This window comes from Paenibacillus lautus, from assembly GCF_050482385.1.
In the GTDB taxonomy this organism is placed as follows: Bacteria; Bacillota; Bacilli; order Paenibacillales; family Paenibacillaceae; genus Paenibacillus_AQ; species Paenibacillus_AQ lautus_B.
This window is the reverse complement of the sequence record NZ_JBCNHV010000022.1, coordinates 215,676-237,885: the sequence shown is the minus strand read 5'-3', so window position 1 is coordinate 237,885 and position 22,210 is coordinate 215,676. Positions and strand designations below refer to the sequence as shown.

The 22,210-nt window shown below is 48.9% G+C and carries 25 protein-coding genes; 23 read left to right on the top strand and 2 right to left on the bottom strand.

What is annotated here, in order from left to right; all coding sequences use genetic code 11:
* Nucleotides 1-236: 236 nt before the first annotated feature.
* From ABEW73_RS26440 to ABEW73_RS26345, 20 genes are all read left to right on the top strand, one after another.
* Entirely contained in the window at nt 237-674 is a 438-nt protein-coding gene (locus ABEW73_RS26440; RefSeq protein ID WP_430163386.1) for a phage tail terminator family protein, read from the top strand.
* Nucleotides 671-844 carry a hypothetical protein gene (locus ABEW73_RS26435; RefSeq protein WP_339267872.1) on the top strand — a complete coding sequence of 58 codons (174 nt, stop codon included), beginning with the start codon at nt 671-673 and terminating at the stop codon, nt 842-844. The genes ABEW73_RS26440 and ABEW73_RS26435 overlap by 4 nt, the downstream gene beginning before the upstream one ends.
* Nucleotides 845-2,164: a phage tail sheath family protein gene (locus tag ABEW73_RS26430; protein ID WP_430163383.1), complete on the top strand. Its 1,320-nt coding sequence runs from the start codon at nt 845-847 to the stop codon at nt 2,162-2,164.
* Nucleotide 2,165: 1 nt separating this feature from the next.
* Complete coding sequence (locus ABEW73_RS26425) at nt 2,166-2,624, top strand: phage tail tube protein (RefSeq protein ID WP_006212529.1); 459 nt, start codon at nt 2,166-2,168, stop codon at nt 2,622-2,624.
* A gap of 28 nt (nt 2,625-2,652) precedes the next feature.
* Entirely contained in the window at nt 2,653-3,075 is a 423-nt protein-coding gene (locus ABEW73_RS26420) for a phage tail assembly chaperone (RefSeq protein ID WP_430163380.1), read from the top strand.
* A gap of 193 nt (nt 3,076-3,268) precedes the next feature.
* Nucleotides 3,269-5,152, top strand: coding sequence for a hypothetical protein (locus ABEW73_RS26415; protein WP_430163376.1), 1,884 nt, complete (start codon nt 3,269-3,271; stop codon nt 5,150-5,152).
* A gap of 1 nt (nt 5,153) precedes the next feature.
* Nucleotides 5,154-5,873, top strand: coding sequence for a LysM peptidoglycan-binding domain-containing protein (locus tag ABEW73_RS26410; RefSeq protein ID WP_430163373.1), 720 nt, complete (start codon nt 5,154-5,156; stop codon nt 5,871-5,873).
* A gap of 12 nt (nt 5,874-5,885) precedes the next feature.
* Nucleotides 5,886-6,851 carry an XkdQ/YqbQ family protein gene (locus ABEW73_RS26405; protein ID WP_430163370.1) on the top strand — a complete coding sequence of 322 codons (966 nt, stop codon included), beginning with the start codon at nt 5,886-5,888 and terminating at the stop codon, nt 6,849-6,851.
* 6 nt (nt 6,852-6,857) lie between these two features.
* Nucleotides 6,858-7,154 carry a DUF2577 domain-containing protein gene (locus tag ABEW73_RS26400; RefSeq protein WP_430163733.1) on the top strand — a complete coding sequence of 99 codons (297 nt, stop codon included), beginning with the start codon at nt 6,858-6,860 and terminating at the stop codon, nt 7,152-7,154.
* Nucleotides 7,151-7,564, top strand: coding sequence for a DUF2634 domain-containing protein (locus ABEW73_RS26395; RefSeq protein WP_098748795.1), 414 nt, complete (start codon nt 7,151-7,153; stop codon nt 7,562-7,564). The genes ABEW73_RS26400 and ABEW73_RS26395 overlap by 4 nt, the downstream gene beginning before the upstream one ends.
* Complete coding sequence (locus ABEW73_RS26390) at nt 7,557-8,615, top strand: baseplate J/gp47 family protein (RefSeq protein ID WP_430163367.1); 1,059 nt, start codon at nt 7,557-7,559, stop codon at nt 8,613-8,615. The genes ABEW73_RS26395 and ABEW73_RS26390 overlap by 8 nt, the downstream gene beginning before the upstream one ends.
* Entirely contained in the window at nt 8,612-9,157 is a 546-nt protein-coding gene (locus tag ABEW73_RS26385) for a YmfQ family protein (RefSeq protein WP_430163364.1), read from the top strand. The genes ABEW73_RS26390 and ABEW73_RS26385 overlap by 4 nt, the downstream gene beginning before the upstream one ends.
* Complete coding sequence (locus tag ABEW73_RS26380; protein ID WP_430163361.1) at nt 9,158-11,743, top strand: hypothetical protein; 2,586 nt, start codon at nt 9,158-9,160, stop codon at nt 11,741-11,743. It begins immediately after the preceding gene.
* A gap of 11 nt (nt 11,744-11,754) precedes the next feature.
* Entirely contained in the window at nt 11,755-12,336 is a 582-nt protein-coding gene (locus ABEW73_RS26375; protein ID WP_430163359.1) for a hypothetical protein, read from the top strand.
* A gap of 19 nt (nt 12,337-12,355) precedes the next feature.
* Nucleotides 12,356-12,493: an XkdX family protein gene (locus tag ABEW73_RS26370; protein WP_430163356.1), complete on the top strand. Its 138-nt coding sequence runs from the start codon at nt 12,356-12,358 to the stop codon at nt 12,491-12,493.
* A gap of 284 nt (nt 12,494-12,777) precedes the next feature.
* Nucleotides 12,778-13,230, top strand: a complete 453-nt coding sequence (locus ABEW73_RS26365) for a phage holin family protein (RefSeq protein ID WP_430163353.1) — start codon at nt 12,778-12,780, stop codon at nt 13,228-13,230.
* Nucleotides 13,217-14,002 carry a glucosaminidase domain-containing protein gene (locus ABEW73_RS26360; RefSeq protein WP_430163350.1) on the top strand — a complete coding sequence of 262 codons (786 nt, stop codon included), beginning with the start codon at nt 13,217-13,219 and terminating at the stop codon, nt 14,000-14,002. The genes ABEW73_RS26365 and ABEW73_RS26360 overlap by 14 nt, the downstream gene beginning before the upstream one ends.
* A gap of 599 nt (nt 14,003-14,601) precedes the next feature.
* Complete coding sequence (locus ABEW73_RS26355; protein WP_430163347.1) at nt 14,602-16,017, top strand: deoxyguanosinetriphosphate triphosphohydrolase family protein; 1,416 nt, start codon at nt 14,602-14,604, stop codon at nt 16,015-16,017.
* Nucleotides 16,018-16,123: 106 nt separating this feature from the next.
* Nucleotides 16,124-17,065 (top strand): LLM class flavin-dependent oxidoreductase, encoded by a 942-nt coding sequence (locus tag ABEW73_RS26350; protein WP_430163344.1) that lies wholly within the window; start codon nt 16,124-16,126, stop codon nt 17,063-17,065.
* Nucleotides 17,066-17,105: 40 nt separating this feature from the next.
* Nucleotides 17,106-18,086, top strand: a complete 981-nt coding sequence (locus ABEW73_RS26345) for a TRM11 family SAM-dependent methyltransferase (protein WP_430163341.1) — start codon at nt 17,106-17,108, stop codon at nt 18,084-18,086.
* Nucleotides 18,087-18,099: 13 nt separating this feature from the next.
* Here the strand turns inward: ABEW73_RS26345 and ABEW73_RS26340 are convergent, their stop codons facing one another.
* Nucleotides 18,100-18,411, bottom strand: coding sequence for an MGMT family protein (locus tag ABEW73_RS26340; RefSeq protein ID WP_430163338.1), 312 nt, complete (start codon nt 18,409-18,411; stop codon nt 18,100-18,102).
* Nucleotides 18,412-18,583: 172 nt separating this feature from the next.
* A complete protein-coding gene (locus ABEW73_RS26335) occupies nt 18,584-19,537 on the bottom strand; it encodes a D-2-hydroxyacid dehydrogenase (RefSeq protein ID WP_430163335.1) in 954 nt (317 codons plus the stop codon).
* A 301-nt stretch (nt 19,538-19,838) separates the two neighbouring features.
* Between ABEW73_RS26335 and thpR the strand changes: the two genes are divergently transcribed.
* The 3 genes from thpR (at nt 19,839) to ABEW73_RS26320 (ending at nt 22,143) form a co-directional block, all read left to right on the top strand.
* Entirely contained in the window at nt 19,839-20,420 is a 582-nt protein-coding gene (gene thpR / locus ABEW73_RS26330; RefSeq protein WP_430163332.1) for an RNA 2',3'-cyclic phosphodiesterase, read from the top strand.
* Between the two features lie 97 nt (nt 20,421-20,517).
* On the top strand, nt 20,518-21,417 hold the full coding sequence (locus tag ABEW73_RS26325) for a cell wall hydrolase (protein ID WP_430163329.1): 900 nt from the start codon (nt 20,518-20,520) through the stop codon (nt 21,415-21,417).
* A 42-nt stretch (nt 21,418-21,459) separates the two neighbouring features.
* Nucleotides 21,460-22,143, top strand: coding sequence for a metal-dependent hydrolase (locus tag ABEW73_RS26320; RefSeq protein WP_430163326.1), 684 nt, complete (start codon nt 21,460-21,462; stop codon nt 22,141-22,143).
* Nucleotides 22,144-22,210: the final 67 nt, after the last annotated feature.

The window sequence follows — 22,210 nt, the reverse complement described above, 5'->3', positions numbered from 1 at the left end:
GGGTTCAGTCGGAGATGCTTCAGCGGATCACCTGCGTTGAGACCAAAGTTGATAACATGGACTTGAATCTGAATTGAGCGATCCATGCAAATCAAACAGCAAGCGAAGCTTTAGTTAAATCAAAATCAGAACATTAAAGGCTAGACAAAATTAAAGACAATCAAAAATGGCTTAAGTGTGCAATCGCCGGGTCTTCTTGAGATAGTAAACATTCATTTAAGAGAGGAACAATAGATATGATTGTTCATGAAATGCAAACTTCTCTGAAAAGCGTCTTGAAAACGAAATTTATAGACATCTCCTTTATCTCCAAAGAGGACAACGCACCACTACCACCAGCTCCATACTTCCAAACTGAATTAACCCTAGCCGAGTTCGAGCTGATATCGACAAGTCGATATGCGGCTCGTTTTCGTTTCCACATCTCTTACGTGCCAATGGAAGGGAAGCCAGTGGCAACGATCATGGACGAAATGCTGGAGAGCTTGACATTACTAGGTGTTGGCGGCCGGCCATGTCGAGCTTCATCAGTGGCGTGGGAGCGACCAACGGGGAATGATGGGGTAGCGGGAGAAGGATATTTTCGCGCAGAGTATGTCATTCAGATGACAACGGATCAGGAAGAGAACGATATGAAGATGCAAACATTGAAACAGGGAGGCGGATTGAAATGAGTAAAAAAGAAACAGCACCAGCGTTCAACAAGCAACAGTTGGCACAATCCAATCAATTCAGTAATCGGGAGAAGGATGTGCTGAGCGCCATTCTCGAAGAGGGCAAGACGTACACCATTCAGCAAGCGAAAGACCAATTAACCACATTTTTGAAAAAGGAGGTCATCTAAATGGCCGGAGGAACATGGACAACACCAAACAAAGTAAGACCAGGCGTATACACCCAAATCTCATCGCAGGAGCAGCCGATCGGGCGCGTAGGTGAAAGGGGGATTGCGGCGTTGGGCTTGTCGCTTCCATGGGGAGAGCCGCAAAAAATCCTGACGATCAAACCAGGCACCAATCTGGTGGAGGTGCTGGGTTATGATATCACATCTCCACAGTTGCTCTCGGTAAAAGAAGTACTTAAGCGCGCAGGCACGCTTTTGCTTTACCGTTTGAACAACGGCACTCAGGCTGCAGCTTCGGTTGCCGGTCTCAAAGTAACCGCACTTTATGGCGGCGAACGCGGAAATGACATTCAGATCGTCATTGAGAACGCCGTGGATGATCCCGGCAAGTTCGTGGTCAGCACCCTGCTGAGCGGCAAAGTCGTAGATAAACAGCTAGTAGCCAGTGCGGCGGAATTGGAACCGAACTTGTACGTAGCCTTCGAACCGGATACCGGTGATCTAACTGCAACGGCTGGGTTTGCTCTCACAGGGGGTGCGAATGGCACCGTAACGAACCAAGAGCATGTGGATTTTCTTGCCGCGCTTGAGGTCCAAGATTTCCAGACTTTGGGTCTGTTGTCGGGTGATCCAACGCTTAAGTCTCTGTATACCGCATTTGTCAAACGTCTTCGTGAGCAGGAAGGCAAGAAGGTTCAAGCTGTGCTGTCTGATTATTCGGCTGCGGATTATGAAGGAGTCATCTCCGTGAAAAACGGCGTTATTCTCACCGACGGCACCGTCGTGGATAAAGTGAAAGCAGTTGCTTGGGTTACCGGCGCTACGGCTGCAGCAGCCGTTAACGAATCCCTCACGTATGCAGCTTACGATGAAGCGGTGGATACCGATGTTCGCCTGAGCCATACGGAGATTGAAGCTTCACTGACAAAAGGCGAGTTTCTGTTCAACTACAGCGGCGGCAAGGCCGTGGTCGAGCAGGATATTAATAGTTTTACATCGATTGAGCCGGCCAAGGCGCGGCATTTTTCTAAAAACCGGGTGGTCCGCGTGCTGGATGGAATTGCAAACGATCTAAAGCTGATATTTGAGAAGTCCTATATCGGTAAGGTAGATAACAATGTAGATGGTCGGACCTTGTTCTGGGCGGAATGTGCGGCGTATTTTGCATCTTTGCAGAATATCGGGGCTATCCAGAATTTCGATGCGAATGAGGATATTGTGGTCACGCCGGGCACAGAAGGCGACGTTCTGTTTGTGGACATCAAGGTACAGCCAGTCGATGCAATTGAAAAAGTATACATGAAAGTGAAGGTGGTCTAAGATGGCATTTTTGCGGGCAAACGACACGATTTCCGGGCAAGAGGGCAAGGCATTTGTCAAGATTGGCGAGCGTATGGAGGAAATGTTCTACATTAAAACACTGGAAGCTACGGTGGAGAAGGAAAAAGCCGAGCTGAAAACGATGGGCCAACGCGCCGTGCAGCACAAAGCCATTGGCTGGAAGGGCAGCGGTACGATGACCATTTATTATGTGACCTCACTGTTCCGCGAGCTGATGATGGAATACATCCAGACAGGGAAAGACGCCTACTTCATGATCGAAGTGCGCAATGAGGATCCGGGTTCGTCGACGGGACGTCAGACGGTGATTTTGGAAGGGGTCAATCTCGACAGCGTGATTATGGCATCTCTCGACACCGAAGCGGAGGCGCTGGAGGAAGAAGTGGCTTTCACGTTTGAGAATGTGCGGATTGAGACGCCGTTTAACCCATTGGCCTAATACTTAACAATAATGAGGAGGAAGGAATATGAGCGATTTTAGTATGTTTTTTGCTGGACAGTCGTCTGCGGAGATCACGGAGGAATTCGTAGTCTCTGTTCGTTTTAAGAATGCTGAAGGGAGCCCTGTGCCTTGGAAGCTGCGCAGCATTACGGAGGAAGAGAACCAGGAATGCCGCAAAGCGGCTACCCGTAAGGTCAAGGGCAAGAACGGCGTCTTCACGCCGGAAGTCGACCCGAATGACTATATGGCGAAGCTGATGGTATCGAGTGTCATCTACCCGGATCTGAAAAACAGCGAGCTGCAAAAATCCTACAGCGTTCTTGGTGCAGAATCCCTGCTCCGCAAAATGCTGCTGCCCGGCGAGTTCGCCGCGCTTGGCGAGCGGGTACAAGCCCTGAACGGTTTTGACCGGGATATGAACGATCTGGTGGATGACGTAAAAAACTAATCAAAGAGGGCGACGGTGATGCGAACTATGCGTACTACGCCCTCCATGAACTGCACATCCTTCCTCACCAGCTCATGGCGATGACGGTCCGGGAACGGGCCGCCATCTATGCCATGATCTCGATGCGGGTGGAGAAGGAGAAGCGTGAGCGAGTCCGGAAGCGGAGATAGGTTGTAGAAAAGGGGGTGAAGGAATGTTAGCAGCCAGAAATGCAGCAGCACTAGTCCCGTCTCAAAATCTAGTTCAACCTGTAATATTTGAACCGAACTTAGCACCCGCCTTAGCAGGGTTTACAAGTATTCTGAGCAATTTTGCTCAGGTCAACCAGCAGGTTGAGATGATGCAGAATCATTTTAATGACGCGATTATTGAGATTGAAAATGCTGCTGCTGAGCAGCAAAATTTGAATGAAGCCATTCAAGAGGGCACTCAGGAGGCCAATCATTTAAGCAACGTATTTGCCGGCCTAAATAAAATACAAAGTGCTTTGAAATTTGTTGCCGAGATGGCAATCGTTCCAGCCGCTGAAGAAGAATCGCTCAAAGATTTAATGAAAGTCAGAGTCGGCAACCCTGAGGTGGGGACGGCCATGTTTGAGAAGTTTAAACAAGACGCGCTTAACGCGGGCATGGAAGTTAAAGAAACGATGGAGAATGCTTTAACCTTCATGTCAATGACCAAAAATTCGGATCAGATCACCGAGCTTAACAACTTTGCGGCACGTCTAAGCAAATTATCACCGGGCGGAAAAAGTACCTCTGACGCAACAGCGGCCATAATGAGTGCCATGCGGGGTGACACGGACAGCCTGGCAGAGGATTTCAATATTCCTGAAATTCATATGGATGCGTTTAATAGTGAAATCCAGGCATCCCAAGGCAACTTTGTTTCGTTCTTGGGGTCCATGGATCAGCTTCTTCAGAAATCAGGAATGACTCAAGAAGGGTTAAACACGATGTTAGATACTCCGGTAAACAAATGGCAGGAGCTCATTGGACATGTTGATGACTCTTTTGCCCAGATGGGAAGCGGAGCACTCGCTTCACTTACGCCCATTCTGGATATGCTTAATTCTGCTTTTGAATCAGGAAGCTTTGATCTGTTTATTCAGATTATCTCCATGGGATTATCTGTTGTAGCCCAATTATTTTTATGGATTGCACAGATTGTGCCTCCAGCTTGGGAATTTGTAAAAAATGCGATCTCGTCCGTAGGATTTGTGCTGTATCCGTTAATCGGGGGCATTTTGCTGTTGCTTAGCATTTTTGCTATAGGGAAAGTAATCTCGATGCTATTTTCTGCCGGAGTTCAGTTCCTGTCCTCAGCGTTTAAAGGATTATGGGCTGTGATGAATGCGAATCCGTTTATGAGGATCATTTCTTTGATTATTGTGATCGTTACCGTCATTTTAACCTTAATGTCGGCCAGTCAAGGAGTGAAACAAGCGTTTAGCAATGCGTTTGGATTTATCGTGGACGTGGCGCAGGATACGGTCAATACGGTCATAAAAATCATTAACGGCATATTGAGTGGAATCAACAGAGTCAGTGGATTCTTTGCAAATCTCCTAGGAGTTGAGGCAAAGCAATTTGCATTAATAGAGTACCAAGCCGACTATTCGGGGTTTAAGAAGTTCGGGCAAGACAAGATCGAAAACTTTTCAATGGATGATCTGAAGAAACAGTTCATGCCTGATATCGACAAAAGCGCAAACGAAGATCTACTTGAGCAGTTTAACAACGGAAAAACCGGATACGATGTTCCCGTTCCAAAAACAGCCCCAACTCCGTCCATGCCCGCCATGCCAACGGCTCCAATCCCGGTAGCCCCTGCGGGCGGCAGCATCGATTCCATTGGTAAAGTGGATAACTCGGTGGACGTGGCGAGCGAGGATCTGAAAATCATGCGCGACTTAGCAGAAGTGAATGCGATCAGCAATATGATTACCCTGACGCCTACCGTGCAGATGACAACAGGAGATATTAACTCCGGGGATGATCTGGATACCATCATGTCGAGAATTAACCGAACGCTGGAGGAGCAGTTTGTGTCCAGTGCCGAGGGGGTGTATCTGTAGCATGAGCGATTATGGTTTTTTTCTGAGCTTCAATAACCAGGAGGAGGTTTTTCGGTTTCCTGTGAACCCCGAGCGGATTGACGTGAAGGATAGCGGAGAAGGCAAATCCTATACGGTAGCGGGGCTTGGCGAAGTGAATGCGATTCTGCATCCGAAGCTGACGGAGATCTCGTTTGAAAGTTTTTTTCCGGGTAGGATGTATCCCTTTGTCCATCTAGGGTCTGACCAGGAACTGAAGCTGCCGATCGATTACGTAAATACCATTAAGGGCTGGATGGAGAGCCGGAGACCTGTGCGTTTTGTTATGACGGGGCTCGTTCCCGATCCGCTGAGCGGTACGGACGGTAAGAATGTGGTGCGGGCCATGAAGTCTTTTGGCATCAACATGGCGGCATCCATCGAAAGTTTCAACTGGAATACGATGTCCGGATCGCCGGAAGATATCGAGTTCTCGATTACGCTCAAACGATATGTGTTTTATGGGGCTCGGAAGGTGGTACCGGTAAAAGACAAAAAAACGGCAGCCGTGAAGAAGAAAGACAGGCCGGATGACCGCAAAAAACCAACCTCTTATACGGTCGCCAAAGGCGACACGCTGTGGAGCATTGCTCAAAAGCTGCTCGGCAGCGGTTCCCGTCATACCGACATCCAAAAACTGAACGGAATTAAGGACCATGAGGTCCGGAAGCTGGCTATCGGCCGGGTTCTCAAGATTCCCTAAAGAGGTGGCGCCATGATTGAATTGATGATTGACCGTAAGAACGGAAGCGTGTGGGATCTGGGGCAGATCGTAACCGACATCACGTGGAAAACAAGCCGTCAGGCGAAGCCGGCGAGTCTGGATATCAACTATGTGAACGATGGTCTTGCGCAGAGCAAGGAATTCGAAGTGGAAAACGGCGACATTGTGCGCTTTCGGAAGGATAATAAGGATCTGTTTTATGGCTATGTTTTTTCCAAGGAGTGGGGTATGGATGCTGAGGTCAAGGTGATGGCGTATGACCAGTTGCGTTACCTGTCCAGCAACGACACCTACCGGTTCACGAATGCCAAGGTGGAGGATATCATCCGGAAGATTGCCAAGGATTTCAATCTGAAGACAGGCACGCTTGCCGATACCGTGCATACGATTCCTGCGATGCTGGAAGCGGACAAAAAACTGATCGATATAATCAGCAAGGCCCTGGAGTCCACGTTGATTGCCACCAAGCAGTACTATATGTTTTACGACCAGTATGGTGAACTGACGTTGACCAATATCAACGATATGCTGCTCATGCTCGCGGTGGGAGAAGACAGCCTGATGACGGATTTTTCATATAAAAAAAGCATCGACAACGAGACGTACAACCGCGTCAAAGTCGTGCGGGACAACAAGGAAACGGGGAAGAGGGACGTGTATGTTTACCAGCATGGGCAGAACATCGCCCAGTGGGGGCTGCTCCAGCTGTATGAGGTTGCTGACGAGAATATGAACCCCGCTCAATTGAAGCAGTTAGCGCAGAACTTGCTGGAGCTGAAGAACAGGGAGCAGCAGACGTTGTCGATCGAGGCTATTGGAGACTTGCGAGTGCGTGCGGGAAACACGATCTACGTAAATCTTCCAGAAGAAGGCTTGAAGCCGTATCTCATCGATGAGTGTACGCATAAATTCTCGGATGGTAAGCACACGATGTCGCTGAATATGAAGGTGGTGTAAGCAGTGATGCTGGATATTATCAAAAAAGCCAGTCTCAGCGCCGTGGGAAGCACAAACCCGATGGCGGTGCTGTATGGCACAGTCACATCAACACATCCTCTCGAGGTGAACGTGGATCAGCGTTTCAGCCTGACGGAGGATTTTTTAGTTATCGGAGAATCGATGACCGAGTACAAGTTGAACATTGGCGGCGTGGAGTATGTAATTCGAAAAGGGCTGGAGATTGGTGATACGGTGCTGCTCATTCGTTACCAGGGCGGGCAAACGTATCTCGTGCTGGATCGGTTGGTGAAGCCATCATGATTCCGCAGGGAGGAACGCTTCAACCGGGTAGCGAGATCGTGGAAACACTGGAGCAGCCCAGCCTAACCTATAACTTGAACCTGGAGGAAGGTACGATATCCGGTCACATTGACGGTCTTGAGGCCGTTAAACAGGCTGTCGTAAAAATCCTTCAGACGCGGCGTTTTGAACATCTGATCTACAGCAGCAACTATGGGCAGGAGCTGGACTCCGTCATTGGCCGTGACCCGCTGTGGGCCTATGCTGAAATCGAGCGGCATATCAAGGAAGCGCTGCTGCAGGATGACCGCATTTTGTCGGTGGATGATATGAATATTACCTTTGTGGGCGATCAGGCCGTGGCGGAATTTACGGTCCGAAGCGTGTATGGGGCTTTCAATATGACCAAGGAGGTGAGAGAGGATGGTTGAGGAACAGACGTACGAAGCCATTCTGGAGCGGATGATGGACCGTATTCCGGATGGAATGGATAAAAGGGAAGGCAGCATCATCTACGATGCGTTGGCACCTTCTGCAGCTGAGCTTGCCCAGATGTATGTGGAATTGGGGTACTCCATGAATTTGAAATTTGCCGCTACGGCCTCGGGCGAATTTTTGGATCGGAGTATTGCATGGTCGGGTCTGACCCGGAAGCAGGCTACAAAAGCACAGCTTCTGGGACACTTCTCAGGCAATAACGGTACCGCGGTAGATGTGCCTCTAGGGAGTCGTTTTTCATTGGATCCGCTGAATTACAAAGTCATCACCCGTCTGGATGCAGGGCAATATGTGCTGGAATGCGAGACAAGCGGGAAGGAAGGCAACCGCCGATTCGGCTCGCTGCTTCCGCTGGAATACGTCGAAGGCTTGGTGAAGGCGGAGCTGATGGAGCTCTGGGTACCTGGCGAAGATACCGAATCGGATGAAGCGTTGTATGACCGATACCGCGAAAAAATCTCCCGTCCCGTGACCAGTGCAAACCGGAATCAGTATGAACTGTGGGCGAGGGAGAAAGCCGGGGTTGGCAAGGCCAAGGTTTTTCCGTTATGGGATGGTCCGGGCACCGTCAAGGTGGTGCTGCTGGATAACGAGATGCGATCGCCTACGCCTTCCGTAGTGAAATCAGTGCAGCAGTATATCGATCCGACCATGGATGGCATGGGGGAAGGCGCAGCTCCTGTCGGTTCGGTTGTCACCGTTGTTGGGGCAGCTGAAGTGCCAGTCAATATTGAAGTACAGGTTACGCTGCTGGATGGAGCCGGCATGGATGGCGTGCAGGAAGCCATTGAGCAGGGGGTTCGTCAGTATCTCAAAGACCTGGCAATGTCCGATCCGTTGGTCCGATATAACCGAATTGCCAATGTGATCTTGGATATTCCGGCAGTCATCGATTACGAGGTATTGACCGTAAACGGAGGTACGGACAGCCTTCTGATCAAACCGGAAGCGGTAGCTGTCCTGGGGACGGTGACAGTCCGATGAGTAAAGCCGAAGCCTGGCTGGGTTACTTGCCGTCCTTTTATCACGATGTTCGAGAAATGAAAGCCATTGCCGGAGCCGAAGGGGCCGAGCTGGACAAGCTGGCGCAGGAACTGGAGGATCAGGTGGACCAGTATTATCCCGAAACCGCTACGTGGGCGCTATCCCGGTTCGAGCAGGACTTGAACATTCCGGTGAATCTCTCCAAGCCGATCGAGCAACGTCGTTCGGTCATCATTTCGAAGATGCGGGGGAGCGGCAAGGTGTCTGCCAGCATGCTCAAAAATGTGGCGCAAGCCTATGAGCGGGGCAGCATCGAGGTATCCGTCCAGCCAGCGGACTATAAAGTGACGATTCATTTTAGAGATACGCTGGGTATTCCGCCGAATTTAAGTGATTTAAAATCGGCCATTGAGGAGATCAAACCAGCGCATATTGCGGTCGATTACGCACTGCGTTATCTCACCATAGCTGAAGTGGAGGGCATGACCTTTGAGGAAATATCAGCAACGACACAAGACAGATTGTTGGGAGGAGGAGCCTAAATGACGAATCCGGTTACACCGAATATCGGGTTGAACAAAATTGATCGAACCTCGCCGTCCACGACGTATTTCGATCTGGAGAAGTATATTGATCAGAACGCGGATGCCGTAGATCGGTTCGCGGGTGAAAGCAGTGATGCAATCGGGGCATTGGAAAAGCGCCTGGATACGGAAGAGCGCAGGGAAGTCGTGCTGCAGCCGGGGCTTCAGATCGTGAACGCGGAGCGGAGCGCGCCTTTTAAGTTAAGCGGGATTAAAGGGCGGACGTTGGTGAATTTAGCTGGAAGGCAAACTAATAGAAGCGTAAATAGCACTTCATCAACAACTATAGACGTTGGATTAGGTAGTACTGGAAGTAATACTCAAACTGTAAATGTGGATATTAATAATACCGGGGAAGGATACATCGTATATAGACAAGTAGGAGGATACGATTTTATTGCTCTTGCCGGGAAGTACTACGTAATATTAGCAGATGTAAAAATAAACAGCATTTCCGGAAATGGGCTTATTAAAGTAGGCGGATCAGGCGCTCCAGCCATTGGTGCATATAATGCCGATAAAACTAAGATTGGAGTATGGCAGAGAGTTTGCCATAGATTTTCATTAACTTCTGATAGTATTTTTAATATTCTTGTCGGAACTTGTTATGCTGAAGGGGTTTTTGCTACAGCTAATTTTGATGTAAGAAATGTAGCGCTTCATGAGATCTCGCAGTCTGAATATTGTAATTTGCGTAATATTTCTGAGAAACAATTATCTGAAAAGTACCCCTATGTCGATAGTGTAACGCCTGTACGAAACCCATATGTGATCCGATACGGGGAGAATCTGCTGCCGCCATTTTACGAGTGGAGCCAGATTAATAACAAGGGAAAAATACTTTCACACTATTCATATCTTCAATCTGAATATGATGATGGGGCATGGTCCCATGTGTCTATCCCGGTCATGCCATTTACAAACTACGTAATTTCATTTGAAAATATTGGAGGCTCTAAACTAAGGGTTGTTGATAATAAAACGCCTTTGTCAGTCCTCTTAGATTTAACAGATATAGGAGGAACCTTTAACAGTGGAGATAATACTACTGTTAGTGTATATATTAGTGGAGGTATTGTTGGACAGGTAAATAACCCAATGCTTACTCTCCGTTCCACGCCTAAGCCGTTCAAACCGCGCGAAGACGCCATACTCGCGCTGCAAACGGACTTATACGCCGATCCGCTGACAGGTGCGAATGCTGACGAAGTGTTCGAAAAAGACGGACAGTATTTCAGGTTAGCGAAGTGGGGGAAAGCTAATTTAACCGACAAATTTAACTATGTTGGTATTGGTGGGAAGGGAGCCGGATGGAAACAGACTTTCTTTGATTTACTTAGTAACACATCTGGACCGTATTCTGAAATAGTCGTAAAATATGACGGCAAAAAACTCCAATCGAATCAGATCACCAATAACCCCGACATTAGTGCAATTGATTCTGGAAACGCAAAGCGTTGTTATATTTCAATAGCCAATACAGACAGCGGCTGGGGCGACAACTATACGCCGACAGCCGACGAGATTAAGGCGTATTTTATGGGCTGGACGATGTACGACGGATCAGGGAGTAACGCAACGCCTGATAATCCGGTTAATAACTTTTACAACGGAATAGGGGTAAAAGCGTGGGCTTATCGGGCGGACGGTGTGACTAGATCGTGGTTAGGCTGGACAGATAAACATCCTACAACTCAAGCTCCTAATTGGACGCCTTACCAACTCTTGTACCGTCTAGCTAAAGAAACTATCGAGCCTATCGTTTCCGAAGGTATGTTGACGTTTAACGAGGGAGATAATCAGATCGAGATTGGAACAGGAATAGTGTTGCGGGAGAGTGTGGAACCCGTAAGGTATGGGGACTTTTACGTAATAAACTACACCTACGACGGCTCTCATGCGCTGGTAATGAACAAAGTAGATAGGTTTATGGCGGTCTATAAAAATGGTATGAGGGACCCGGGGTACTTTGCAACTCGTAGCAAAGTTACATCCTACGGTAATGAATATATGGCATTACCGTGGGGACAGTTCGATCAATCAGCAGCTTATTCCGTCACATACCTGATGCTGGGCAATTCACCTATTGTCTCATTCAGTGGAACATACGCAGTCAACGAAAAGGCCATGTTTCAAAAGCTGACTGATTCTGTGAAGCAGAATTCGACAGCTGTATCCATGCTGTTTAATAAGAAGGCTAATAAGAATCCGCCAGAATGGATTAAACCTACACTGGTGAATGGTTGGTTTGATTACAGTCTTAATGATTATCCGACTTTTAGTTTTTCTAAAGATAGCTGTGATATGGTCTCGATGCGTGGTATGATTAAAGGTGGCGCATTTTCGCCGGGAGCACTTTTATTTAAATTACCAGCAGGCTATAGACCGAAGACACGTGTAACGTTTGACACAGCATGTTCCGATGGGAATAATGTCTATTCAGCTCTGGTTAATATCTCGCCGGATGGAGATGTATGGATATTTCGTGCGGAGGCTAACGAGTTCTTATCTCTTTTTTTGCCGCCATTTCAAGCTGAACAATAAGGAGGTATCACATGAAAGCCGTACCCAAAGTAAATACAGACGGCCTCTATTTAGAGGACACATTAATGGACGATACCTTTACTGGTGTCGTCCCTTTTTATTCCTACATGGAACAAGGAATCCCAAATGTTCTAACCACAACAGAAGACGTTGAGAAACCAAATGGTGAAGCACCCAACGAACCTGAATCCAATATCTCTGGCTACATCATCGGCATCACGGTGCCTCCCGGCTTGTTCCGCCCACGGTTTGATCTCGCAGCCTGGAATGCATACGAGTCTACCGTAAGTGCAGCTCAGAATTCATATCACGAAGCACTGTCGGAGTGGCACGCACTCCCAGAAGAGCAACGCGGCGACATGCCAGTTCTGGAGTCACCGCCTCAACCCACTCTTTGGATCGAAGGTCTAACCCCGGAAGAAATTGAGGAGCTAACTAGACCTCAACCCCAGGAACCCAATGAAGTGGATCGCTTAGGTACCGAGTTGGTTGCACGGGAGCTCGAGGCCTTGGAGCTACGTCAGCAGAACGAGGCGCAGGGCGCTCAAATTGTGGGGCTTGAATTACGGTTGCTGTCACTTGAAAATAGCTGATCGAAAGGAGCGGAAGACGATGTTCGAGAACGATTTTGAACGATTGAAGTACTACTATGAAAAGAAGTGGGCGCAGAAGTCTCAATTGAGACAGTATGCTGCGTTTGGCGTGATTACCTCGGAAGAATATGAAGTCATTACTGGAGAATCATATTAAACTCTCTACTTGTATTACACTACAACAAATGAGGCTTCAACGGAGAAGGCGGAATCATTCTGGAGAAGCGGAGCGTTCGCCTTTGTCCCCGGATTTTAACCTTATCTATAAAGTTACAAGAAAATCTGGGGGCAACAGCGATCGGAAGAATGGTCCGCATGCGGAGTGATGTTTAGCTATGAGATATCATGCACAGAACGACCAAGTAAATCAACAACAAAAGCCCTCGGCTCCACCGAGGGCTTTTTCACACCTTCAAAACCATATAAAAAGGAGGAACCATCATGTATGAGCACATCGGTCAGCTGTTTAAGATGCTGGTGGCGGGGACGGGGGCCGTGACAGGTTACGTCTGGGGCGGATGGTCGCTGCCGCTGCATCTGTTGTTGTGGTTCGTGGTGATCGATTGGTTGACCGGATGGGGCGCGGCCTGGATGAACGGCGAGCTGCGCAGCCGTATTGGTTATACTGGGATTGCACGCAAAATCACCATTTTTCTCATCATCGCCCTGATGCATCTGGTGGACCGGGTGCTGGGGGAGATGAATTATTTTCAGAATACGGTGATCTTCTTCTATCTCGCGAATGAGCTGCTGTCTATTATTGAGAATGTTGGGAGAATGGGGGTACCGATCCCCCAATCCCTGCGTAATGTGGTACAGGTATTCCAGATCAAATCCGAAGAAGGGGATAAGCCAACTGCACGAAAGGAGGAGAAAAAGGATGAAACCCTCTGAATTTATATCCAAGCTGGCACCTATAGCCAATCAGGACATGCGTCAGTACGGGGTGCCTGCTTCGCTTACGCTCGCTCAGGCGATCCTGGAATCCAATTGGGGATTGAGCGGTCTAACGCAAAAAGCGAACAATCTGTTTGGCATTAAAGGAACCGGTCCGGCGGGAAGCGTCACCATGCAGACAACCGAATACCGGGGGCAGACGCCCTACACGACCCAAGCTCAGTTTCGTAAGTATAACAGCTGGAGTGAATCGGTTGCCGATCATACCCGGCTGATCCTGAATGGCACACGCGACAAGCCGCAGCGTTACCATGGCGTATTGTGGGCGGATTATAAAACGGCTGCGACCGAGATTTGGAGAGGGGGCTATGCCACAGATCCCAATTATCCGAAAAAGCTAATTTCTATTATTGAGCAGAATTTGCTCTATCAATATGATGTGTCTAGTCCAGAGGAGGAGGAACGTATGAAAATCGAACAATTAACGGCCGAGCTGCAAAAAACACAAGAGCAGATGCAGCAGCTTAGCAAGCAATATGCTTCTGCGATGAAACTGCTAACGGAGCAAAGCAATACCATTCAGCAGATGAACGTAAGGCTTAAGGCAGTTGAGACGGAGAAACCGGCTAAACTCCCAGTTTGGGCGGAACCGGCAGTACAAGCTGCGCAGCAGGCAGAAGTATTGCATGATCCTAAGGGCAGTTTTGATTTTTACCGAATCATGACCGTACTGCATCGTTTGGGGATCTTCGATAAACCGAACAAGTGAATAACGGACTTATAGCAAATTTAAGTTCAGTGTACGTATATAAAAGCCAAGCTGACTGAACTGCAATTAATAAGTGGTTAGAACCTCATAGATATCGAAATTAATGATCCTCGGTTAGCTGGCATCGGTGCTCAACGAGTGTCAGCTTCTTTCATTTAATGATCCAGTCTATTTATTATGCTTTAATTTACTAATTGCGTCGAAAAAAAGTGCAGAGGTATTTATTATACAGTCAAACATTACTGTGGCTGATCCCCACAAGAACCTGAATACCATCGATAAAATTTATTATATGGTCAAAGAGAATGAAGAATGGAGAATATCATCAATACAAAACTGATTTCTTTCATTTGTATATTATATGTGCTTGTCTCCTCGAAAAATCATTTCACTCCTTTCTATGTTTTATGATTTGCTCCACCCATAACCCTGCCGGGAAGATCATGCTTAACGGATAGCGGATGACACAATTCGGGTATACAAGGAGGAACGGGGATACTTGGGAATCATATTTTTCTTTCAGCTGCCGGATGGCATATAATCTAAAGAACGAACGATTCCGAATCGACCCTAAACAGATAAAAATAGGAGTGGGACAAATGACACTGAAGGAGCTTAGAGAGCATCGCCAATATCCGGAGCAAACGAAGTCCGATGCTTCACGCGCGGTATACGAGCGGGATTATTCGCGGCTGATCCATTCGCCGACATTCCGCCGGCTGCAAGGAAAATCACAGGTATTCGGTGCCGGCACCGGCGATTACTACCGGACGCGCTTAACGCACTCGCTTGAGGTCGCGCAGATTGCGCGCGAAGCGGCACGAAGTCTGAGCCGCCATTATCCCGAAGTGATGCCGGATCAGGCGGAAAACGCCGGACTGATGATTGATCCCGAGGTGGTGGAATGCGCGGCGATCGCCCATGATTTTGGGCATCCTCCATTCGGCCATAAGGGCGAAGAGGTGCTGCAGGGAATTTTGGAGAAGCTAATTGACCGCAGGACCGAGCAGGAGCTGACGCGTCAGCCGGGTACGCCGACGCCTGAGCAGGCTGCCGAGGTACAGCAGGCGATGCGCCGTAAATATGAGCATTTTGAGGGGAATGCGCACAATTTTCGGCTGATCATGTTTTTGGAGAAAAGAGAGAACGTCAACGGACTCAATCTGTCCGATGCGGTGCTGCTTGGCATCAACAAATATCCGTTCTCCGGGTTGGCCAATCCCAAGGGGATGTACCGGCATGAATGGGAATACATCTCCCATATTCGGAAGGAGTGGCAAATTCCCGGTACGCACCGAACGCTCGAAGCGCAGCTGATGGATCTTTGCGATGACATCGCGTATTCCGCTCATGATCTGGAGGACGGGATTAAGGCAGGAAAGATTGAGGTACATGAGCATTTTCTGCGGGACAGTCATCTTAACAAACTGATCGTGGAGAAGATCATGACGCTGGAAGACGAGGTGTGGAAGGGCTGGACCAAGGAGCAGATCCAACCGAAGGTGGATTTGGTGCTGGATGAGTTCCTGAAAATCTGGAATGAGAAAATGCCGACCTGTGAAAATGACTTCTCCCGTACCCGCCGCGAGGTAAAAGCCTATTGGGTCAGCCTGTTTGTGGGCAGTCTGGGCGTGATCGCGAACGGGGATTGGAAAAAGGTGACGTTTGTTAAAGACGGCGTGGAAGATGAGGATATGCTGCGCACGGTCAGCGTCCTGAAAAGTTTTGCCTGGGTGACCATGATTCGCGATCTGAGGGTGCAGCGCCTGCAAAAACGCAGCGAATGGATCATCAAGCGCTTGTGGGATGCTTTTCTGGATCCTGTCGCCTCAACGGCGATCATTCCGTCCGACTGGCTACAGCGTTATGAGGCGGATCAGAAGCGGGCCTACCCAATCTGGACGTGGGAGCATATGGTGATTGATTATATCGCAGGGATGACGGACGCTTTTGCCGAGAAAATATACAACGAGTTGTATGGCCTAAAGGTGGGCTCAATCTACGATTTGGATTAGCAGCGGCGGATAAGTGCGGTTATAGTGTTGAAGTCCGGTACTAATGCCATTAATAAACCTGATATTTCATCCATCGGAATATGCATGCGGGAGAAAGGGGGATGGCATGAATAGCCAATTGAAACTGAGCGTGCTTGATCTGGTTCCACGTTTAGGAGAGAGCTCGTTCGAAGAGGCCTTGCAGCAGGCAGTGACACTGGCCCAAAAAGTGGAGGCATGGGGATATAAGCGCTACTGGGCGGCGGAGCACCACGATCTGGAGCATCTGTCCTGTGCGTCGCCCGAGATTTTGCTATCTCATATCGGCGCCAGGACAACGCGCATCCGGCTTGGCTCCGGAGCCGTGCTGCTGCCCCACTACAGCCCGCTGAAGGTGGCGGAGAATTTCCGCATGCTGGCAGCGCTGTATCCTGGACGCATCGATCTCGGGATCGGGCGGGCGCCGGGAGGTTCAGCGCATACGAGCATGGCGCTTAGCGGAAATTTCCTGGGGCATGTGGCGGATTTGCCGCAGCGGATTCGGGCTTTGACCGAACTGCTGGAGGATCGGTATCGCTATGAAGACGTGCCGGTAGCAGCGAAACCGGTGCCTGTAATTCCGCCCGTGATGTGGCTGCTCGGCACGAATACGAAAAGTGCGGGTTATGCGGCCGAATTCGGGACGGGCTATGTATTCGGACAGTTTATGAGCGATACGGACGGGGCGAAAGTTCTCCAATCTTATAGGGAAGCATATCAGCCAAGCGCTCATCTGCAAGAACCGCGCGCTATGGTTGCGGTAAGCGTGGTATGCGCGGAGACGGAGGAGCAGGCAAAGAAGCTTGCAACACAAATTCCCCGACCAGGGCAGCGCACCATGCCCACGGACTCGCCTGATTCCGGTTCTTCCGGCTTATCCCAGCGACTTATTATCGGCACGCCTGCAAATGTGCGAAACAGACTGCAGCATATGGCAGAGCAGTACCGGTGTGACGAATTCCTGATCGTCACGCCGGTAAGTGATTACAATGCACGGCTGGAATCCTATCGGCTGTTAATGGAGCAGTAGTCAACTGCTGCACATATATAATAGAAGAGAGACGAAATACATGATAAATACGAACGAGTATGACATTACCTTTGGTCCGTCTTCCACAAGCGGTGAGCCATCGTTTTTTTACACTTATGCCTGTCATGAAACGGAGCGGGAGCTGTGCTTGATGGAGCTGACGGAGCTGTTCGGTCATGAGCCTGACGGTGAGGATTGGCTGGAAAGCGAGTTATGGGTTGATCCGGATCGGAGCCCGTTCTTATCGGCCTGCATCGATGTCAGGATGACTGGAGAATCCATCGAACGAATCGCCGAGCAAGCAGGTAACATTCACCTTAATAACGCGACCTTCAAAATCGTCTCACTCAAGGCGGGGGATCGATTCAGTTATGAACAATCACGCGGGTATGAACGGATAGTAGGCTGCCAAATAACAGGAACCGCACAGATGAAAGCTCCGGATGTTACGCTCGGTATGGTGTCCACAGGCGGTATCTGGAGATTGGGAATCCTTCATGAACCTGAACGTGCATGGCTGAATCATAAACAGAAGCCGCAAAATTACTCTACAGGCCTCAGCTCGCGGATCGCTAGGGCACTAGTCAACGTGGCAGTTCCTCGGTTAAGCGAAGTGACGCTCCTGGATCCCTGCTGCGGCATGGGGAATGTATTGATCGAGGCGTTCTCGATGGGCATCGCGGCCGAGGGTCGTGACATCAATCCGCTTGCCATTCGGGGAGCGAGGGTGAATCTGAGACACTACGGTTATGATGATAATAAAGTTGCCATTCAGGATATGAATACATTGCAAGGGCATTATGATGCCGCAATCCTGGATCTGCCGTATAATCTGTGTTCCGTTTTCCCGGAGGAAGAGAAGTTGCAGATGCTGCATAGCTTACGTCGGTTGTCAGATCGGGCTGTCATTGTCAGCACAGAGCCATTACGCGAGCAGCTGATGAGTACGGGCTGGAAAATCCTGCGTCATTGCACGACCAGCAAGGGGAGTTTTGTGAGGGATATTTGGTTGTGCGAATAATGGGGCATATGATCTATTCCCCAGGATCATAACGATATTTCTCTAAATCGATGATACCTTTGTGATTGACGGCAACACCTTCGTCCTGTAGGTACAACTCCTGCATGAGCCTGGACTCATCGTCCTTGATGGCGATTTCTCCTTTTGCGTTGACGACCCGGTGCCACGGCAGCTTATGAATGTGACTGAGGGTGTGAAGTATTCTGACGACCTGACGAGCGCCCCTTGGGCTACCAGCGAGTCTGGCCACTTGTCCATACGTCATGACATATCCTTCCGGAATGCTCCGGATCACTTCAATTACACGTTCCGTATACGGCTGCATCGATTCTCTCTCCCATTGCGTATAAAAGTAGTAAAAAATAAAAAGGGGCGCCCCGGAAGGTAGATAACCTCGGGACGTTCCTTTTTGTTGTATGATCTGTGGTCTTTGTTGCAAGATCCCTGGCTCCTTTGAGAGCATGATAAAAGCTGATCTAAGGACTTGTTACCTGGTCTTAGTACGACTTGCTATAGTCAATTACATTTCGCGAGAGCGGCTTACCGCTTACATAGTTCTGTAAATTCTCCAGGAAAATATCCACGGCACGCTCGCCGTAGCGATCCGTATCGCCCGCCATGTGAGGGGTCATGATGACGTTGTCCAAGTTCCACAGTGGATGGTCCGACGGAAGGGGCTCTTCCTCGAAGACATCCAGTCCCGCACCTGCCAAGGCCCCGGATTGAAGTGCCTGAATCATGTCATCCGTTACCACGGTCTGACCCCGGCCTACGTTAACGAAGAAGGCGGAGTCCTTCATCGCCGAGAATCTTGCCTTATTGAATAGTCCACGGGTATCATCGGTGAGCGGGAGGATGTTCACGATATAATCACCTTCAGCCAGCGCTTCATCGAGCTGATCGACCTTATACATCGCTTCCACATAAGGATCGGACTTGCCAGAATGACGGACACCGACGGTCCGCATACCGAACGCCTGGGCTACGCGCGCCGTATGACTGCCGATCTGGCCGACGCCAACGATGACGATGGTTTTTCCTGCCAATTCCGTGAACGTGCCGGACGTATCCCATTTGTTGTTCGATTGCTGTCGAATTGCGAGATGAAGGTTGCGCGTGAAGGCCAGAATCATCGCAAAAATATGCTCCGTGATCGGAACGCTATGTACGCCGCTGGCATTGGTAAGCTGGATGCCCTTTTCTTCGAGTTCTTTGAGCGGCATTTTATCGACACCGGCTGACCATGCTTGAATCCATTTCAGTTTGCTGTCCGCAGACAATATATCTTCCTGTATGGAGCGTGACCAGCCGATCATGATTTCGGCATCCTGAACGATGCTTGGCGTAAGCTCTTTTGCTTTCGTGACCAGCAGCTCGTAGTCGGGGGCGATATCCTTGATTTTTTGCTGTTGTTCGGTGGTTAAGTCGTGTATGGCAACGATTTTCGGCATGGTGCTACCTCCTAAGGAATGTGATATAAACCAGAATAAAAGCGTAACGCTCTTTGGGAACATATTATCAGAAATCATAACTTTGCGCATGGACGAACTATCGAGATCGGTAAATTTGTACATGAATTATTGTCCGTTTTATGGTAAATTGAAGCTTCATCATATTTTTAGGCGAATTTGATGTACCCTCATACTATTTTCAGATCATATTGCTCAAACTATAAACGAACCGTGAAAACATGGTGCTTATAGCAGCCGGTGGCTGCTTAGGATAAAAGAGGATTGGAAGGAAGTGTCTTAGTTGAGCCATTCGGCTGAGGAAGCTATGGATCGTTTATTTGTTGCCGTACATCTGCCTTCCGAGGTGTCTTCCCGGATTCAGGATTGGACGGAAACATTGAGGGAGCAAGTGAATTTCAAAAAATGGGTTCATCCGCAGGATTACCACATTACCTTACAGTTTCTAGGCGATACGCCGTCAAATCGCATAGCGGAGCTTACAGCGGCGCTGCAGGAAGTCGCCAAGGAGCATAAGCCCTTCAAGCTTGGCCTTTATGATGCCGGCGTGTTCGGGGCAAGCGCCTCGCCAAGAATTTTATGGGCGGGAGTCGGCGGGGATTTGAACGCTCTGGCTCAGCTTCAGCAATCGGTGGTATCGAGGATGGAGGCTTTCGGATTTGTGCCGGAAGAGCGACCGTTTCGTCCGCACATTACGGTTGGCCGGAAATTTCATGGAAATCAAAAATTTCCATTGGATGTTATCGGAACAGGACCCAAACCTATCCAGTGGGAAGTGCTGCAGCTCGTTCTTTTTCGAACCAATTTGCATGCAAGTCCGATGTACGAAACAGTAGGTGTGGCGCGGCTTTCGACATTTTTCTGAAATTGAGAATAGAATGTTCATAAAATTACCATGTTTTCAACGCCTAAAAATGTGGTTACATAGTGTAGGAATGTGCCGACATCATAGGAGGAAAAATATGGTTATGAAAGTGCTACGGCAAAATCGCTGGGTTGCGCTGCTCATCGGAGCGCTCTTTGTGAGTTTGTCTCTTATAAGTTTGCTTGGAATGCAGACAAAGACAACGGAAGGGGAAGAACAGCTGCAGGATATGCCGAAGTTCGTGACGGCTGCCCCGGCTCCTGTAAATGAACCTGATCTATTCGTAAAAAACGCGAGTACCAAGCAGGATAGGGAACCTGTCAATATTTTGCCTTCAATTGTTTTCCAAGAGTGGAATAAGCCGGGGAGCAAGAGTCATGCTTTTTCAAACGCAAAAGGCATAGATTTGGCTAAAAACGGATATTGGAACTCGCAACAAGCATTGAAGACTGCAGATGAGAAAAAGAAACCATCGAAATCTCAGACTGCGGGCGGGAAACCGGCAAAACAAAAGGGGACGCATGTCGTCAAATCTCAGACTGAGAGCTTATCACCCCCCACAACTTTATTCTTCACAAGAACAAATACGTTAACCCAGGATCAGAAAGCCAAAGCGACCTGGACCTATGATTTGTCAGCTGAAGAACTGCTTCTGCTCCAGAAGATTGTCATGGCAGAGGCGGAAGGCGAACCGTACGAAGGCAAAGTAGCAGTTGCTAACGTTGTCTTAAACCGGCTGCGGTCAGCTAATTTTCCCGATACGATTACCGATGTCATCTATCAAAAACACCAATTTAGTCCTGTAGCGAACGGGCGTCTTAAACGTGTCAAGCCGAACAAAGAGACGATTAAATCCGTGAATGCGGCACTTCATGGTCAAAAAGAGGTAAAGGACGATACGTACTTCTTCCTGTCTTTGAAGCTGGCTCAGGACCTGACAGTACATCATTCAAGAACGTTCGTTAAAAAAATAGGAAATCACTCTTTTTACAAGTAGTGCCCGTATGGGTAAACTAGTATGTAGGAGGTGTGTTTAAGCATGAATATTACGTATTACGGCCATTCTAGCATTTTGGTGGAAGAAGGCGGAGTTCGTGTGATCATCGACCCGCTGCTATCAGGGAATCCAGGCTCCGGCATCGAGCCCAAAGACGTAAAGGTGGATGCGGTTGTGCTGACGCATGGGCACTCCGATCATTTTGGTGATTGCATCGAGATTGCGAAACAGAATGATTGCCCGATTATCGCGGTCTATGAACTCGCTGTGTATTGCGGCAGCCTGGGTGCCAAATCCCATGGGATGAACATCGGCGGAAGCGCGCAATTCGAGGGCTTTAAGGTGAAGTTTACCCCAGCCTTTCATTCTTCATCGATTTCGGTAGGGGACACCTGGATTTATGCGGGGCAGCCTGGCGGCGTCATTTTGACGATGGGCAGCAAAACGTTCTATCATGCAGGCGATACGAGTTTGTTTGGCGATATGCGCTTAATCGGAGAGATGAACCAAATTGATGCAGCTGCGCTGCCAATTGGAGATTTATTGACGATGGGGCCACAGGACGCCCTGCTGGCCGCACAGTGGATTCGTGCGAAGCATGTCATCCCAGTTCATTATGACACGTTCCCGGGCATTAAACAGGATGCTGGGGCCTTCTGCGGCGAACTCGCCAAAACAGGCATTCAGGGTCATCCATTGAAGGCTGGAGAAACGCTGGAAATATAGATGGTTGTTCAATGGAAAAAGCTTCCCTGTCACGAAGACGGGGAAGCTTTTTTTTGGGTAAAAGTTC

Excerpts from the sequence above, each read along its gene's own strand:
- ABEW73_RS26385 (WP_430163364.1), top strand. The coding sequence starts at position 8,612 with ATGAGTAAAGCCGAAGCCTGGCTGGGTTACTTGCCGTCCTTTTATCAC.
- ABEW73_RS26410 (WP_430163373.1), top strand. The coding sequence starts at position 5,154 with ATGAGCGATTATGGTTTTTTTCTGAGCTTCAATAACCAGGAGGAGGTT.
- ABEW73_RS26350 (WP_430163344.1), top strand. The coding sequence starts at position 16,124 with ATGAATAGCCAATTGAAACTGAGCGTGCTTGATCTGGTTCCACGTTTA.
- ABEW73_RS26375 (WP_430163359.1), top strand. The coding sequence starts at position 11,755 with ATGAAAGCCGTACCCAAAGTAAATACAGACGGCCTCTATTTAGAGGAC.
- ABEW73_RS26430 (WP_430163383.1), top strand. The coding sequence starts at position 845 with ATGGCCGGAGGAACATGGACAACACCAAACAAAGTAAGACCAGGCGTA.
- ABEW73_RS26345 (WP_430163341.1), top strand. The coding sequence starts at position 17,106 with ATGATAAATACGAACGAGTATGACATTACCTTTGGTCCGTCTTCCACA.
- ABEW73_RS26425 (WP_006212529.1), top strand. The coding sequence starts at position 2,166 with ATGGCATTTTTGCGGGCAAACGACACGATTTCCGGGCAAGAGGGCAAG.
- ABEW73_RS26340 (WP_430163338.1), bottom strand. The coding sequence starts at position 18,411 with ATGCAGCCGTATACGGAACGTGTAATTGAAGTGATCCGGAGCATTCCG.
- ABEW73_RS26400 (WP_430163733.1), top strand. The coding sequence starts at position 6,858 with ATGCTGGATATTATCAAAAAAGCCAGTCTCAGCGCCGTGGGAAGCACA.
- ABEW73_RS26365 (WP_430163353.1), top strand. The coding sequence starts at position 12,778 with ATGTATGAGCACATCGGTCAGCTGTTTAAGATGCTGGTGGCGGGGACG.
- ABEW73_RS26380 (WP_430163361.1), top strand. The coding sequence starts at position 9,158 with ATGACGAATCCGGTTACACCGAATATCGGGTTGAACAAAATTGATCGA.
- ABEW73_RS26335 (WP_430163335.1), bottom strand. The coding sequence starts at position 19,537 with ATGCCGAAAATCGTTGCCATACACGACTTAACCACCGAACAACAGCAA.
- ABEW73_RS26370 (WP_430163356.1), top strand. The coding sequence starts at position 12,356 with ATGTTCGAGAACGATTTTGAACGATTGAAGTACTACTATGAAAAGAAG.
- ABEW73_RS26390 (WP_430163367.1), top strand. The coding sequence starts at position 7,557 with ATGGTTGAGGAACAGACGTACGAAGCCATTCTGGAGCGGATGATGGAC.
- ABEW73_RS26435 (WP_339267872.1), top strand. The coding sequence starts at position 671 with ATGAGTAAAAAAGAAACAGCACCAGCGTTCAACAAGCAACAGTTGGCA.
- ABEW73_RS26395 (WP_098748795.1), top strand. The coding sequence starts at position 7,151 with ATGATTCCGCAGGGAGGAACGCTTCAACCGGGTAGCGAGATCGTGGAA.
- ABEW73_RS26415 (WP_430163376.1), top strand. The coding sequence starts at position 3,269 with ATGTTAGCAGCCAGAAATGCAGCAGCACTAGTCCCGTCTCAAAATCTA.
- ABEW73_RS26440 (WP_430163386.1), top strand. The coding sequence starts at position 237 with ATGATTGTTCATGAAATGCAAACTTCTCTGAAAAGCGTCTTGAAAACG.
- ABEW73_RS26405 (WP_430163370.1), top strand. The coding sequence starts at position 5,886 with ATGATTGAATTGATGATTGACCGTAAGAACGGAAGCGTGTGGGATCTG.
- ABEW73_RS26325 (WP_430163329.1), top strand. The coding sequence starts at position 20,518 with ATGGTTATGAAAGTGCTACGGCAAAATCGCTGGGTTGCGCTGCTCATC.
- ABEW73_RS26360 (WP_430163350.1), top strand. The coding sequence starts at position 13,217 with ATGAAACCCTCTGAATTTATATCCAAGCTGGCACCTATAGCCAATCAG.
- ABEW73_RS26320 (WP_430163326.1), top strand. The coding sequence starts at position 21,460 with ATGAATATTACGTATTACGGCCATTCTAGCATTTTGGTGGAAGAAGGC.
- ABEW73_RS26355 (WP_430163347.1), top strand. The coding sequence starts at position 14,602 with ATGACACTGAAGGAGCTTAGAGAGCATCGCCAATATCCGGAGCAAACG.
- ABEW73_RS26420 (WP_430163380.1), top strand. The coding sequence starts at position 2,653 with ATGAGCGATTTTAGTATGTTTTTTGCTGGACAGTCGTCTGCGGAGATC.